The following is a 13,828-nucleotide window of genomic DNA, read 5'->3' on the forward strand; positions in this document are numbered from 1 at the left end:
TCAAGCGGCCGACAACCAGGCGGTCATCCTGGCGAGTCCGTCGCCGACGCGGTCGACGGGGCCCTCGTCACCGCTTCCCCACGGAAGCTCCGCCACTGCCTGCGCGACCCGGCCCTGGTCGGCGTCGGTGACGATCGTGTAGACCACCCCGCCTGCGTCCCACGTCACCAGCCTGGGTGAACCCTCGCGGACCCATACGTCGGAGCGCCCGATGCGTGACGGCTCGAACCCGCGCAGGCTCGCCTGGTCGAGCACACCGGTCTGCTCGAACAGGTTGAGCTTGGCGGTGCCGTTGGAGTAGCTCAGCGCCACGGCGTCCTCGGCCCAGGCGCCGGACGTACGGTCGAGATCACCCGCCAGCCGTGCCTTGCACGGCCACCCGCCGCGGTCGAGGTCGTCAAGCTTGGTGTCGCTGATCGTGGCGCCGGCCTGCGTTGCCGTGGCGCCGAAGAAGTCAGCGGCGTAGCGGTCGAACGGCGGCGAGATCTTGTCGCCGTTGGTGTTGTCGTCGGCGCCACCCACGGCGTAGGCGGCGACCATCACGGCGATCGAGGCTCCGGCGACGACGATCCCGGCACGGAACGGGACCGAGCGGCGTATGCGCTCCCACAGCGACGGGTGAGTCGGGGGCTGGGCGGCGAGGCCCGCCAGCGAGGCCAGCAGCTCGGCAGGAGGTTCGGGGGTCGTGACGGTGCTCATGCGCGACTTCAGCAACCGCTGCTGGCGGACGGCCTTGGAGCAGGTGTCACACGTCTCGAGGTGCTGATAGGCAGCGCGCATCGCCGACGACGACAGCTGTCCGTCCACGTACGCTGCCACGTCGGCTCCGAGGTGCGCCGCCATCAGACGCCGAGGGGTCCCACGAAACGGGTGCGACCCTTGCGGGGCGCACGGTGGGCAAGGGCGGCACGCAGCTGCGTACGGCCGCGGTGGATGCGGGAGCGGACGGTGCCGAGCTTGATGCCGAGCACGCCGGCGATCTCCTCGTACGACAACCCTTCGACGTCGCACAGCACGACCGCGACACGGAACTCGTCGGACAGCGAGGCCAGAGCGGCCTCGATGTCAGGGTCGAAGTTGGCGTCGTGCACGGCGGACTCGGGCAGCACCTCGGCGCTGAGCAACCGGTCCTCGGCACCCTCGCCGAAGTTGTCCATCCGCAGACGCGACTTGCGGCGTACGCGGTCGAGGAACAGGTTGGTCGTGATGCGGTGCAACCAGCCCGGGAAGTTGCCCGGCTCATACGTGTCGAGCGAGCGGAAGACCCGGATGAACACGTCCTGCGTGAGGTCCTCGGCGTCCTGGCGGTTGCCGGTGAGACGGTAGGCCAGCCGGTAGACGCGCGCAGAATGCTCCGCGACGATGCTCGCCCAGTCGGACGAGGTCCACTCGAGGGTTGCGGTGCTCACGTCATCTTCTTCCGTGTGAAGCGGAGTCATGCCTAGATCGTTGACCCTTCACCTGAGAGAACGCACAGAACAGCCTGACTGTTCCCTCCAAAGTGACGGCGCAAGTCGAGGGTGCAGCCTCCCCGACCCGGGCGCCCCGCACGACTACGCTGGGTGCACGACATCCAGCCGCGAGGAGCCGATCATCACCACCGCAGCCAGCCTGGCGTACGCCGAGCACTACCGGCCCGAGGACGATCACCTCGCGACGGCACGACAGCGTGCCGTCGACGTGGGTGTCGTGCCGATCGGTTCGGGTGGCGGCGCGATGCTGACCTTCCTCGCCTCGACGATCGGCGCCAAGGCGATCGTCGAGATCGGCAGCGGCACCGGAGTCTCCGGGCTCTGCCTGCTCCGGGGCATGCAGGCCGACGGCGTGCTGACCTCGGTCGACCTCGAGGCGGAGCACCAGCGGATCGCCCGCGAGGTGTTCACCGAGGCGGGCTTCGCACCCCAGCGGTTCCGGCTCATCGCCGGCGCCGGGCTCGAGGTCATGCCGCGGCTCACCGATGCTGCCTACGACCTGGTCTTCCTCGACGGTGACAAGGTCGAGTACGGCGAATACCTCGACCAGGCCCTGCGCCTCGTCCGCCCCGGCGGTGTGATCGTGTTCGACAACGCCCTCTGGCACGACCGGGTCGCCGACCCGTCACAGCGTGACCCGGAGACCGCCGCGATCCGTGAGCTGCTCCAACACGTCGCCAACGACGAGCGACTCCGCAGCATCCTGCTGCCCGTGGGCGACGGACTGCTGGCCGCTCAGCTCGTCTGATCCGGTGGCCGCCGGCCGATTCGCCCCGTCACCGTCGGGCGACCTGCACATCGGCAACCTGCGTACCGCCGTGCTCGCCTGGCTCCACGCTCGCCGCACCGGACGCGAGTTCCTGATCCGGGTCGAGGACCTCGATCGCGTACGACCGGGTGCCGAGGAGCGGCAGCTCGCCGACCTCACCGCGATCGGGATCGACTGGGACGGTCCCGTCGTCCGGCAGTCGGAGCGATCGCGGCTGTACGACGCCGTGCTCGCGTCGCTGGGCGGTCGCGGGCTGGTCTACGAGTGCTTCTGCACCCGGCGCGAGATCCTCGAGGCCCCGTCGGCGCCGCACGAGCCGCCAGGCGTCTATCGCGGAACCTGCCGCAACCTGTCCGAGCTCGAACGGGCCGAACGAGCCGCAGTACGGCCTCCGGCAGTCCGGCTCCGCAGCGACGTGTCGACGTTCGTCGTCGAGGACGAGCTGCACGGGACCTACGAGGGTGTCGTCGACGACTTCGTGCTGCGGCGCGGCGACGGCGTGGTCGCCTACAACCTCGCGGCCGTGGTCGACGACATCCACCAGGGGGTCGACCAGGTCGTGCGTGGCGACGACCTGCTCGCGTCGGCACCACGTCAGGCCTACCTGGCGACGCTGCTGGGTGCGCGACCTCCGACGTACGTCCACGTGCCGCTGGCGCTCAACGCCGACGGCAGGCGGCTTGCCAAGCGGGACGGCGCGGTGACCCGCGAACAGCTGAGCGCACTCGGCGTCGACGTGCTCGCGCTGATCGCCCAGTCGCTCGGCCTCAGCGCGTCCACTCCGGGCGACCTGCTGGCGACGTACGATCCCGCGTCGATGCCACACCAACCGTGGGTGTTCGTACCGCCGACGTGACTCGGGGCCGATCGTGGGAGAAATCCTGAGAGAACAAGAAATTTCACGAACGCGCCCCTTCCCCCAGCCAAATACCCGGGCATACGTTGACGGATGGATCTGAAGATCCGGATCCATCCCGTAGCCCCGCACCCGGGGCACTTTGCAAGGGGGAACATCGCTATGCGTGTATTCAAGCTGGCGGCTGCCGTGGGAACCACGGCCATGCTCGCCACGTTCACAGCAGGTGCGGCACCGGCGACCACACTGGGCGCCGTGCTGCCTCTCGCCGCCCAGGCGCCCGAGTCGGCATTCACCGACGCAGCCTCGGCGGCCGACCCAGTCGCCTGTCAGCGCCCCGCGCCCGACAATCGCGTGTCGACGACGATCCACTGCTACACCCCGAACGACATCAGGGCGTTCTATGGTCTCGACCCGCTGACGCCGGACACCACCGATGGCGAGGGCCAGACGATCGTGCTGGTCGACTCGTACGGAAGTCCGACAGCCGCCGAGGACGTCAACTTCTTCGCGCAGACCTTCAACGGACCGACACCCGACTTCGAAGCGGTCTTCCCCCTCGGCAAGCCGGGCTACAAGGACCCGCCGGGCAACGGTTCAGGCACCTCGGGTCCGGCAGCTGCCGCAGGCTGGGCGGGTGAGGCCAACCTCGACGTGCAGTGGGCGTACGCCATCGCCCCCAAGGCGCACATCGTGCTGCTGGCCACGCCGCCGGCCGAGACCCAGGGTGTGCAGGGACTGCCCAACCTGATGAACGCGATCGACTACGCCATCACGAAGTACCCCGCAGGCACGGTGTTCTCGATGTCGTTCGGCACGAGCGAAGAGGCGTTCGCCTCGCCCGCAGCCGCCAAGAAGGCCTTCGACCGCTTCGACCAGACGTTCAAGCGCGGCCAGGCCAAGCACGACACGTTCTTCGCCTCGTCAGGCGACGACGGATCGCTGGGAGTCGGACGGGCGCACCACCAGACCGACCCGCTCGACCATCCCTCGACGAGCTACCCGAACGTCTCGCCCTACGTCACGTCGGTCGGCGGCACGCAGGTGCAGTCCGGATGGACCTGGAACCCGACCTCGGACGTCCCGTTCAACCCGGACGGCTCCCGCAACCCGGCCTACTGGTCCTGGACGCCGGGTGGCAGCTCCGAGGCGGTCTGGAACGAGACCTGGAGCCCGATCGGCACCGGCGGCGGGACGTCCAGCATCTACGCGCGGCCGGCCTACCAGGATGGCGTCGCCAGTGTGGTCGGCACCCACCGCGGTGTCCCCGACCTCGCCTGGAACGCGGCAGTGAACGGCGGTGTGCTGGTCTTCCACTCCTACTTCCCGAAGGCTGCCGGACCGGCCGCCTGGGGAGTCTTCGGTGGCACGTCGTCCTCCTCACCGCAGGTCGCAGCGCTGACGGCGATCGCCAACGGTGCCCGGGCAGCCGAGGGCAAGGCCGGGATCGGTGACCTCAACTCGGTCATCTACTCCGGCAGCTTCGACCGTACAGCGGGCTTCTCCGACATCGTGGCGCACACGTACGGCACGGCGGCGAGCGGCGTACTGGACGACAACCAGATGTGGGAGTTCGCGGCCGACGGCAGCGTGCACCCGGGTGCCGTACCAGGGTTCCCCACCACGACCGGCTACGACCTCACCACCGGTTGGGGCTCACCCAAGGCAGCTGGCTACATCGCGCAGCTCGCTGCCCAGTAGCTCACGGCATGGACGACCGGTGGTGGTTGGCAGCGACCACCACCGGTTCTCCGCTCGCAATGAGGCCAAGGTGCCGACCTGGGTGCTCACCTCACCGGGCTTCGCACGCTGGCGGCTTCGCCGCGGCACGCTCACGGTCGCTTCGCTCCCTGGCCTGCCGAGGACGTGATCCGCGGGGCGGGTCAGTCCTCAGTCATCCTCGCGGCCGTGCTCGAAGTGCGACGACGAGCGGAAGCCCGCCGGTCCGCGTACGACCGCGACGATCTCGCACGCCTCGATCGAGATCGGGGCAGACCCAACGATCTTGGATCCGGGTGAGTCGGCGGCGCGCTTCTCGAAGTCCTCCTGGAACTTCGCGCGTGCCTCGTCGGAGACGAACACGTAGGAACCCTCGAACCATTCACCCTTGCGGGCACGCCACGTCTTGACCCGCAGGCCATCGAGACCGGCGAACTTGGCGTAGGACTCGTCCTCGACGTAGGAGCGAAGCGCCTTGAGCGTGCCCTTGGGGGCGTCCTGCAATGACCAGCGAACGGTCAGCCCGAACATCAGACAGCTTTGAGTGCGTCGCCGAGGGTCGCGGCCTCTTCGTTGTTGAGCTCGACGACGAGGCGACCGCCGCCTTCAAGTGGAACGCGCATCACGATGCAGCGTCCCTCCTTGGTGACCTCCATCGGGCCGTCTCCGGTCCGTGGCTTCATGGCGGCCATCAGTTCCCCTCTCGTCGCGATGCGTCCGGCTGATCCTGCTGGACGCGTGCCTCCTATTATCGCCTATGCCGCGAACACCTTCGACCGCAGTCCCACAGGAGAGCCCCATGAGTGACCTGAACACCGCCCCGGTGACGTACGAGGTGGCCGACGGCGTCGCCACCGTGACGCTAGCCCGACCCGATGGGATGAACAGCCTGACGCTGGCGACCAAGGTCGCGCTGCGGGACGCCCTGCACCGGGCGGCGGCCGACAGCGAGGTGCGCTGCGTCGTGCTGACCGGCACGGGTCGCGCGTTCTGCGTGGGTCAGGACCTCAAGGAGCATGTCGCCGGTATGCAGGGTGACGAGTCGTTCAGCACCGGTGACACCGTGGCCGAGCACTACAACCCGATCATCACCGCGATCACGACGATGCCCAAGCCGGTGATCGCCGCCGTCAACGGCATCGCCGCCGGAGCGGGTTCCTCCATCGCGTTCGGAGCGGACTTCCGCATCCTCAAGCGGTCGGCGGGATTCAACACGGCGTTCGCGGCGATTGCCTTCTCCTGCGACACCGGTGCGTCCTGGACGCTCCCCCGGCTGGTCGGCCAGGCGCGGGCCATCGACCTGCTGATGCGCCCGCGCACGATCAGCGCCGACGAGGCCGATGCCCTCGGGCTCGCGACCTCGGTGGTGGACGACGACGACTTCGACGCCGCCGTGGCGGCACTCGCTCGCGAGCTGGCTGACGGGCCGACGCTCGCGTACGCATCGATCAAGCGTGCCGTCGCGTTCTCCGCGACGCACGACCTGCCGTCGTCCCTTGAGCACGAGGGCCAGAAGATGTCGATCACCGGCGCCTCGGCAGATCACGCCGTCGCGGTTGCGGCGTTCCTCGCCAAGGAGAAGCCGGTCTACGCAGGTCGCTAGGCGACTCACAGGAACCTCACAGGCTGTTCACACGTCTCCCACGCCATGTCGGGTGAGACTGGGGTCATGGCCCCCTCCTTGACCCGTGCCGACGGTTCGCCGCTGCGCGTGCTCGTGGTCGACGACGAGGTCAACATCGCCGAGCTGCTCAGCATGGCGCTGCGCTACGAGGGTTGGGACATCGAGACGGCACACAGCGGGCGTACGGCCGTCACGAGCGCCAAGGAGTTCGCCCCCGACGCGATCGTGCTCGACATGATGCTGCCCGACTTCGACGGCATGGAGGTGCTGCGGAAGGTACGCGCGCACTCCCCCGGCGTCCCGGTGCTCTTCCTCACGGCCCGCGATGCCGTCGAGGACCGCGTTGCAGGCCTCACCGCCGGCGGCGACGACTACGTCACCAAGCCGTTCAGCCTCGAGGAGGTCGTCGCCCGGCTCCGCGGACTCATGCGCCGCAGCGGCGCCACCGAGGCACGCCCCGAGGCCGTCATCACGGTCGGCGACCTCCGCCTCGACGAGGAGAGCCGCGACGTCGAACGTGCAGGGCGGCCGATCGAGCTGACCGCGACCGAGTTCGAGCTGCTGCGCTTCCTGATGCGCAACCCGCGCCGCGTGCTGTCGAAGGCGCAGATCCTCGACCGCGTGTGGGACTACGACTTCGGCGGTCAGGCCAATGTCGTCGAGATCTACATCTCCTACCTCCGCAAGAAGGTCGATGCCGGGCACGAGCCGATGATCCACACCAAGCGCGGCGCGGGCTACGTCTTGAAACCGGCGAGCTGAGCCCGGATGTTCCCGACATCGCTCACGAACCGGCTGATCGTCACAGCCGTCGCACTCGTGGCCGTCATCAGCATCCTGATAGCCGCGGTGGCGACCATCGTGATGCGCTCCTACCTCACCAACCAGCTCGACAGCCAGGTACGGGGCGCGCTCAGCCGCGGCGCGATCATCGCCGGCGGCCAGGTGCTCCTGGAGTCCAGGGGTGACCCGGGCAAGGGGCCGACGACGACGCAAGGGCCGCCGCCGGAGGTCCGCGGGACCGGGGCGGGCAGCATCACCGCGATCTTCGAGGGCGGCTCGGGCCAGGGTCAGGTCATCACCTCGTCGAGGAACCTCCAGTTCCTCACAATGAAGCAGCTCGACGCCATCAACGACCTCACGCCCGGCAAGGACCCGATCACGCGGAGCGTGCCGGGCCTCGGGTCCTACCGCGTCGCGGCCCAGAGCACGCCCACCGGACCTGTCGTGGTCCAGGGCATGCCGACCAAGGACGTCGACGGCACGATCAACACGCTGATCTGGTGGGAGGTCTCGCTCGCGTTCCTCGGCATCGCCCTCGCAGCGCTCGCGGGCAGGATCCTGGTCGGCCGCCAGCTGGAGCCGCTCCGCAAGGTCGCCACCACCGCCAACGAGGTGTCGGCGATGCCGCTGTCGACCGGTGCCGTGGGCACGACGGTTCGCGTACCCACCGAGTTGACCAGCGCGACCACCGAGGTCGGGCAGGTCGGTGAGGCGCTCAACAAGCTGCTCGAGCACATGGAGCATGCGCTGGACGCCCGGCACGAGAGCGAGCAGCAGGCTCGTACGTTTCTCGCCGACGCCTCGCACGAGCTCCGCACTCCGCTGTCGACGATCAAGGGATACGCCGAGCTCAGCCGTCGCACAGGACAGTCCGACCCCGCCGAGATCCTCGCCAAGGTCGAGTCGGAGGCCGGCCGTATGTCCACCCTGGTCGAGGACATGCTGCTCCTCGCACGCCTCGACGCCGGCCGCGAGCTCGAGCGCCATGACGTCGACCTGACCCGCCTCGTGGTCGAGGCGGTCGACGACGCGCGGGTGGTCGACCCAGGGCACCAGTGGTCGTTCGACGTGCCCGACGACCCGATCACGGTCAGCGGGGACGAGCAGCGGCTGCACCAGGCTGTGACCAACCTGCTGACCAACGCCAGCCGCCACACCCCGCCCAGGACGGTCGTCACGACGCGCATGCGTACCGAGGGTGACGACGTCGTGATCGAGGTCCACGACAACGGCCCCGGGATACCGGCCGACCAGCTCCCCACACTGTTCGACCGCTTCACCCGCGGCGACTCCTCGAGGACGCGCGCGTCCGGCGGCGCAGGCCTCGGCATGTCCCTCGTCGAGGCGATCATGCACGGCCACGGCGGGACCGCGGGTGTCACCAGCTCACCCGGTGACACGACGTTCACCCTCCGGATGCCGAGATCGGCCTGAACCGGGCGGCGGCGATACGTGGGAATGAGTTGTCTCGCCCCCCGCGATGCAGCAAGATCACAGGGGTGATCCCCCAAGCACGCGCAATCGTGGTGTTGGTTCTGCTGGCATTGGCCACCTTGGGCTTCGGCGGGGCGGCGCAGGCCGATCCCCCCTTGGACGTGAAAGGAGAGATCACCGACAACGCCGGGGTGCTGAGCACCAGCGACAAGGCGAGGGTCGAGAAGGCACTGGACGACTACCAGGAGAAGACCGGCTTCCAGCTGTTCGTCGTCTTCGTCAAGAGCTTCGACGGCAAGAGCGGCGCTGAGTGGTCCGACGAGACGGCAGCCAAGTCCGGGCTGGGAACGACCGAGATCTTGCTCGCTGTGGCGACCGAAGACCGTCGATACGGCACTTCGATCCCACCCGATCACCCGTTGTCTGACAAAGAGTTCAACCGAATCCAGCTTGAGGAGGTCGAACCAAAGCTACGCAAGAGCGACTGGGCCGGCGCCGCGATCGCCGCTGCAGAGGGCTACACCAAGGCTGCCGAGGACTCCGGCCTCCCTTGGGGCGCCATCGTGATCGGCGGTGTCGTCGTCGCCGGCGGCGGCGCCCTCGTCGTACGCCGCATGCGCCGCCGCTATGACGACACCCACGTCGTGCTCGACGAGCACGGCCAGCCCATCGATCCGCTCTCGCAGCTGTCGACCGACGAGCTCAACAAGCAGTCCAGCGCCGCCCTCGTCGCCATCGACGACGCGATCAAGACCTCCGAGCAGGAGCTGGGCTTCGCCGAGGCACAATTCGGCAAGGACGCGACCGCCGAGTTCGCCGAGGTCGTCTCATCCGGCCACGCCACGATCAAGGAGGCATTCGGGCTCCGCCAGAAGCTCGACGACTCCGAGCCCGAGACCGAGCCGCAGAAGCGCCAGATGAACGCCGAGATCATCCGGCTGTGCATGGCCGTCAGTGAGTCGCTCGACGAGCAGGTCGAGAAGTTCGACGAGCTCCGCGACCTCCAGGCCAAGGCGCCGCAGGTGCTCCAGGACATGGAGCAGCGAGCCGGCGAGATCCTGGCGCGCATCCCCGGTGCGCGCGAGACGATCACGCAGCTCGCCACCGCCTACCCCGCGGCGTCACTCGCGTCCGTCCAGGGCAACGCCGACCAGGCAGAGTCGCTGATCGCGGCCGCTCGCGAGCAGGTCGCCAAGGGCCAAGAGTCGCTCAAGACCGACGACCGGGCAACCGCCGTGACGCACGCCCGCGCCGCCGAGGACGCCGTCGGCCAGGCGTCAAAGCTGCTCGATGCCGTCGCCCACGCCGACGCCGACCTCAAGGAGGCGCCGGCCAAGATCGCGGCCCGTCTCTCGTCGCTGCAGCTCGACGTCGACGACGCGGCACGACTCGCCGCCAATGATCCGTCGATCACGCCCGCAGCCCAGGCTGCCGCCGCTGCCATCACGTACGCCCGGCAGGCAGGCAACGACCCCCTGGCCGCCGAGGCGGGCCTCCAGACCGCCGAGGCCACGCTCGACGACCTGCTGGCTCCCGTGCGTGCCGCCGCCGCCGAGGCCGAGAAGGCGCGCGTCGCGTTGTCGGAGTCCCTCGGTCGTGTCACGTCGCGGGTCAAGGCCGTCAGCGACTACATCGAGACCCGACGTGGCGCGGTGGGAGCCGAGGCACGTACGCGGCTGTCGGAGGCAGCACGACACCTCGACCGCGCCCAGCAGACCCTGCAGACCGATCCGGCGGCATCCCTCGAGGCGTTGCAGAAGGCCGAGGCCTTCGTCAACGAGGCCGAACAGCTCGCCCAGAACGATGTCGGCAGCTGGGAGCGCAGCCAGCGCCAGCAGTCCGGCGGCGGCGGCCTCAACTCGATGGTCCTCGGTGGCATCCTGATCGACGCACTCGGACGAGGCGGGGGTGGCGGCGGAGGGCTCGGCGGCATCCTCACCGGCGGCGGGGGCGGAGGAGGCGGCGGAGGCCGCGGCCCCGGCAGCTTCGGCGGCGGCGGCACACGCGCACGGCGCGGCGGAGGTGGAAGGTTCTAGATCCAGCACGGCACCTGATCGACATCCAAGCAGCACGGGCACTACCTACAGAAAGTTGACGAAACCATGGCAAAGAAGCAGTCCATCCTCGGCCGTATCGGCCAGCTGACCCGCGCCAACATCAACTCGCTCCTCGACAAGGCCGAAGACCCCGAGAAGATGCTGGACCAGCTCGTACGCGACTACACCAGCTCGATCGCCGAGGCCGAAGAGGCGGTCGCGCAGACGATCGGCAACCTGCGCCTCGCCGAGGCCGACCACGCGGAAGACATCGCCGCGGCCCAGGAGTGGGGCGCCAAGGCACTTGCCGCATCGCAGAAGGCCGACTCGCTCCGCACGTCGGGCACCCCTGCCGAGGCAGACAAGTTCGATGCGCTCGCCAAGATCGCCCTCGGCAAGCAGATCGGCTACGAGAACGAGGCCAAGCAGGCCGCCCCGCAGATCGCCTCGCAGAACGAGGTCGTCGAGAAGCTCAAGACCGGCCTGATCACCATGAAGGGCAAGCTCGAGGAGCTGCAGACCAAGCGCGACCAGCTCGTGGCCCGGTCCAAGACCGCCGAGGCACAGAACACCGTGCACGACGCCATCAAGTCGATCGATGTCATGGATCCGACCAGCGAGGTCTCGCGCTTTGAGGAAAAGGTCCGCCGCGAGGAGGCCAAGGTCGCCGGCAAGTCCGAGCTGGCAGCCTCCAGCCTGGACGCGCAGTTCGAGGAGCTCGAGGGTGACAGCAGCAGCGCCGAGATCGAGGCGCGTCTGTCGGAGCTCAAGGCCGGCGGTTCGACCGCAGCCATCGGCTCGTCAGAGTGATCTCGTGAAGCTCACCGAATCCTTCAGCTACGAGGGCGCCGACGTCGAGAGCGTGTATGCCCTGATCTCCGATCAGGCGTTCCGCACCGAGTCGTGCGCCAACCAGGGTGCGACCGACTACGACGTCAAGGTCGAGCCGGACGGTGACGGTGCGACGGTGACGTTGCTCCGTACGCAAGAGGCCGACATGCCCGACTTCGTCAAGAAGCTCACCGGAAGCACCGTCAAGGTCAAGCAGACCGAGGTGTGGAGCGCTCCTGACGCGGACGGCAACCGTACGGCCAACGTCAAGGTCAGCATCATCGGACAGCCCGCCGAGATGGTCGGTACGGCCACCCTCAAGGCCTCGAGTGGCGGGACCGAGTTCACCCTGAACGGGGACGTCAAGGTCAACATCCCGTTCATCGGCAAGAAGATCGAGCCCGAGGTTGCCAAAGCCATCGTCGCGTCACTGCGCGAAGAGGTCTCCTACGGGATGCAAAGGCTCTGACTCTTGCTGCTGCCTCCGACGTAAAGCCACGACACGGAGGCAGCAGCAGGACAGTCCTCGTGGTGAGCTCGCTGGCGCTCGTCCCACAGATCGACGCCGTGCGCCGCGATCAGTGCTCCTGCACGATCCGGAGCACGGCGTCGATCTCTTGCGTGGCGAACCACGCGAGGTCGCCCGTGCCGTCGAGGTCGACGTGCAACGCCGCGACGTCCTCGAGCGTCACGTCGTCCGTACCGTCCACGTCAGCTGCCACCACGACGCAGCCGTGCTCGGCGGCGTCCTCGAGTGCGGCTGCCTCGTCCTCCTCGTCCTCGGTCTCGGCCCTGAACGCCGGTGCGCTGACACGCTCGCCCGCGGCCAGCTGCCGGAGCAGCTCGGCGTCGACGGCGACGTAGATCCTCACGTCTTCTCCGGCCTCTGCCGGCCGCGCGGAGCGTGGGCGCGCCGTTGGTCGATCGTCTCGACCAGCTCGAGCAGCGCATCCTCGATGCACTGGGCCAGCACGTCGACGTCGGGCACCGCGTCGCGGTCGCCGACGATGCCGAAGAACACCTTGCTGGTGTAGGAGGTGACACCGATCGCGACGGCGCGGCTGCCGCTCAGCGGCACGCACGGGTAGACCTCGCTCACCGCTGCACCGTCGATGTAGACGGGGTCCTGTGGTCCCGGAACGTTCGTGATGACGATCTGGTGGCCGCGGCCCTCCTCGGACGCGGCGACCCGGGCGCCCACGGCGTGGAACGTCGAGGTGGCGAAGCCCGGCAGGTTGGCCAGCTTGTTGGCCGCCACCGCCGAGCCGGTCTCGCGGTGGTCCTTGAGCGCGTACGAGACCTGGTGGAGGCGTACGACGGGGTTGGTCTCCCCCACCGGCAGCGACAGCAGGTGGCCACGGACCTTGGAGCCGAACGACGTGGGCAGGCCGTCGTCGGAGACCACCGACATCGGCACCATTGCCCGAAAGCGGGTCTTGGCGGAGACGGGCTCGGCGCGGGTCAGCATCCAGCCTCGGATGCCGCCGGTGATGGCGGCCAGGATCACGTCGTTGACCGTGCCGCCGTGTGCGTCGCGCACCGCGCGGAAGTCGTTGAGGTCGGCCGCGAGCGAGGCGAATCGCCGGTGCCGGCCGAGCTCGGTCGCGAGCACGCTGTGGGGTGCCTGCGCGTCCGCGCCGGGCAGCAGCCGGGCGATCCGGCCCAGGGCGACCTCGGCGACCCGCAGGGCCTCGCCGGGATGCTGCACGGTCTGGGTGAGCGTGCCCGCGACCAGTGCGACGGTCGTGGGTGTCGGGCGCGGGTTCCAGTCCTCGTGCGGGATGTCGCGCTCGTTGGCGGTCTCCTCGAGCAGGACCTGGGCGAGGTCGACCGTCTCGGATCCGTCCACGAGCGCCTGGTGCGCCTTGAACAGCAGGGCAACGCGGCCCTTGGTGAGCCCTTCGATCAGGTAGAGCTCCCACAACGGACGGTCGAGGTCGAGCCGGCGGGCGATCAGCCGGCCGACCAGCTCGTGCAGCGCATCAGCCTTGCCGGGCCGCGGAAGGGCCGAGCGGCGTACGTGCATCGAGATGTCGAAGTTCTCGTCGTCGACCCAGACCGGCGCACCGAGGCCGACGCCACGCGGCACCTGTCGATAGCGCGGCACCAGGTCGATGCGCTCGTTGATGACGTGGATCAGCCGGTCGTAGTCGAGCGGGTCCTTGCCGGGCTCGAGGATGGCCAACGAGGCGATCTGTCGGGGTACGGTCGGGCTGTCCTGCTGCAGGAACATCGCATCCAGCGGGCTCAACCGTTGCATGACACTCCTTTGACGACCTGCAGAGAAGTTACCACCGGGTTGAC

Annotated in this window: 15 protein-coding genes; 9 read left to right on the top strand and 6 right to left on the bottom strand. The window is 68.8% G+C overall.

What is annotated here, in order from left to right; translation table 11 throughout:
• Window positions 1–819: an anti-sigma factor family protein gene (locus ABD683_RS03025; RefSeq protein WP_344767177.1), complete on the bottom strand. Its 819-nt coding sequence runs from the start codon at window positions 817–819 to the stop codon at window positions 1–3.
• 23 nt (window positions 820–842) lie between these two features.
• Window positions 843–1,409 carry an RNA polymerase sigma factor SigE gene (gene sigE / locus ABD683_RS03030; RefSeq protein ID WP_344767179.1) on the bottom strand — a complete coding sequence of 189 codons (567 nt, stop codon included), beginning with the start codon at window positions 1,407–1,409 and terminating at the stop codon, window positions 843–845.
• Window positions 1,410–1,437: 28 nt separating this feature from the next.
• Here sigE and ABD683_RS03035 point away from each other — a divergent pair, with 28 nt between their 5' ends.
• From ABD683_RS03035 to ABD683_RS03045, 3 genes are all read left to right on the top strand, one after another.
• Window positions 1,438–2,220 carry an O-methyltransferase gene (locus ABD683_RS03035; RefSeq protein ID WP_344767181.1) on the top strand — a complete coding sequence of 261 codons (783 nt, stop codon included), beginning with the start codon at window positions 1,438–1,440 and terminating at the stop codon, window positions 2,218–2,220.
• Between the two features lie 4 nt (window positions 2,221–2,224).
• Window positions 2,225–3,097 (top strand): tRNA glutamyl-Q(34) synthetase GluQRS, encoded by an 873-nt coding sequence (gluQRS, locus tag ABD683_RS03040; protein WP_344767182.1) that lies wholly within the window; start codon window positions 2,225–2,227, stop codon window positions 3,095–3,097.
• Window positions 3,098–3,259: 162 nt separating this feature from the next.
• Window positions 3,260–4,798 carry a S53 family peptidase gene (locus ABD683_RS03045; RefSeq protein ID WP_344767184.1) on the top strand — a complete coding sequence of 513 codons (1,539 nt, stop codon included), beginning with the start codon at window positions 3,260–3,262 and terminating at the stop codon, window positions 4,796–4,798.
• A gap of 189 nt (window positions 4,799–4,987) precedes the next feature.
• On the opposite strand, the gene ABD683_RS03050 is transcribed toward ABD683_RS03045, so the two are convergent.
• Window positions 4,988–5,347, bottom strand: a complete 360-nt coding sequence (locus ABD683_RS03050) for a hypothetical protein (RefSeq protein ID WP_344767186.1) — start codon at window positions 5,345–5,347, stop codon at window positions 4,988–4,990.
• Window positions 5,347–5,508: a DUF3117 domain-containing protein gene (locus tag ABD683_RS03055; RefSeq protein ID WP_019145023.1), complete on the bottom strand. Its 162-nt coding sequence runs from the start codon at window positions 5,506–5,508 to the stop codon at window positions 5,347–5,349. The genes ABD683_RS03050 and ABD683_RS03055 overlap by 1 nt, the downstream gene beginning before the upstream one ends.
• 107 nt (window positions 5,509–5,615) lie before the next feature.
• Here ABD683_RS03055 and ABD683_RS03060 point away from each other — a divergent pair, with 107 nt between their 5' ends.
• The 6 genes from ABD683_RS03060 to ABD683_RS03085 all read left to right on the top strand — a co-directional run bounded on the left by ABD683_RS03060 (window position 5,616) and on the right by ABD683_RS03085 (window position 11,993).
• Window positions 5,616–6,419 carry an enoyl-CoA hydratase-related protein gene (locus ABD683_RS03060; RefSeq protein WP_344767188.1) on the top strand — a complete coding sequence of 268 codons (804 nt, stop codon included), beginning with the start codon at window positions 5,616–5,618 and terminating at the stop codon, window positions 6,417–6,419.
• A 66-nt stretch (window positions 6,420–6,485) separates the two neighbouring features.
• On the top strand, window positions 6,486–7,202 hold the full coding sequence (locus tag ABD683_RS03065) for a response regulator transcription factor (RefSeq protein ID WP_344767190.1): 717 nt from the start codon (window positions 6,486–6,488) through the stop codon (window positions 7,200–7,202).
• A gap of 6 nt (window positions 7,203–7,208) precedes the next feature.
• A complete protein-coding gene (locus ABD683_RS03070) occupies window positions 7,209–8,657 on the top strand; it encodes a sensor histidine kinase (RefSeq protein WP_344767192.1) in 1,449 nt (482 codons plus the stop codon).
• A 65-nt stretch (window positions 8,658–8,722) separates the two neighbouring features.
• On the top strand, window positions 8,723–10,693 hold the full coding sequence (locus ABD683_RS03075) for a TPM domain-containing protein (protein ID WP_344767194.1): 1,971 nt from the start codon (window positions 8,723–8,725) through the stop codon (window positions 10,691–10,693).
• Window positions 10,694–10,759: 66 nt separating this feature from the next.
• Entirely contained in the window at window positions 10,760–11,503 is a 744-nt protein-coding gene (locus ABD683_RS03080; RefSeq protein WP_344767196.1) for a PspA/IM30 family protein, read from the top strand.
• 4 nt (window positions 11,504–11,507) lie between these two features.
• Window positions 11,508–11,993 carry a DUF2505 domain-containing protein gene (locus ABD683_RS03085; protein ID WP_344767197.1) on the top strand — a complete coding sequence of 162 codons (486 nt, stop codon included), beginning with the start codon at window positions 11,508–11,510 and terminating at the stop codon, window positions 11,991–11,993.
• Between the two features lie 109 nt (window positions 11,994–12,102).
• Here ABD683_RS03085 and ABD683_RS03090 read toward each other — a convergent pair whose 3' ends face one another.
• Both ABD683_RS03090 and ABD683_RS03095 read right to left on the bottom strand, forming a co-directional pair.
• A complete protein-coding gene (locus ABD683_RS03090; protein WP_344767198.1) occupies window positions 12,103–12,396 on the bottom strand; it encodes a hypothetical protein in 294 nt (97 codons plus the stop codon).
• A complete protein-coding gene (locus ABD683_RS03095; RefSeq protein WP_344767200.1) occupies window positions 12,393–13,784 on the bottom strand; it encodes a WS/DGAT/MGAT family O-acyltransferase in 1,392 nt (463 codons plus the stop codon). The genes ABD683_RS03090 and ABD683_RS03095 overlap by 4 nt, the downstream gene beginning before the upstream one ends.
• Window positions 13,785–13,828 lie beyond the last annotated feature (44 nt).

The sequence above is a fragment of the Aeromicrobium panaciterrae genome, from assembly GCF_039537165.1.
Lineage (GTDB): Bacteria > Actinomycetota > Actinomycetes > Propionibacteriales > Nocardioidaceae > Aeromicrobium > Aeromicrobium panaciterrae.

Excerpts from the sequence above, each read along its gene's own strand:
- ABD683_RS03035 (WP_344767181.1), top strand. The coding sequence starts at position 1,438 with ATGCCTAGATCGTTGACCCTTCACCTGAGAGAACGCACAGAACAGCCT.
- ABD683_RS03045 (WP_344767184.1), top strand. The coding sequence starts at position 3,260 with ATGCGTGTATTCAAGCTGGCGGCTGCCGTGGGAACCACGGCCATGCTC.
- ABD683_RS03050 (WP_344767186.1), bottom strand. The coding sequence starts at position 5,347 with ATGTTCGGGCTGACCGTTCGCTGGTCATTGCAGGACGCCCCCAAGGGC.
- ABD683_RS03055 (WP_019145023.1), bottom strand. The coding sequence starts at position 5,508 with ATGGCCGCCATGAAGCCACGGACCGGAGACGGCCCGATGGAGGTCACC.
- ABD683_RS03060 (WP_344767188.1), top strand. The coding sequence starts at position 5,616 with ATGAGTGACCTGAACACCGCCCCGGTGACGTACGAGGTGGCCGACGGC.
- ABD683_RS03065 (WP_344767190.1), top strand. The coding sequence starts at position 6,486 with ATGGCCCCCTCCTTGACCCGTGCCGACGGTTCGCCGCTGCGCGTGCTC.
- ABD683_RS03070 (WP_344767192.1), top strand. The coding sequence starts at position 7,209 with ATGTTCCCGACATCGCTCACGAACCGGCTGATCGTCACAGCCGTCGCA.
- ABD683_RS03080 (WP_344767196.1), top strand. The coding sequence starts at position 10,760 with ATGGCAAAGAAGCAGTCCATCCTCGGCCGTATCGGCCAGCTGACCCGC.
- ABD683_RS03095 (WP_344767200.1), bottom strand. The coding sequence starts at position 13,784 with ATGCAACGGTTGAGCCCGCTGGATGCGATGTTCCTGCAGCAGGACAGC.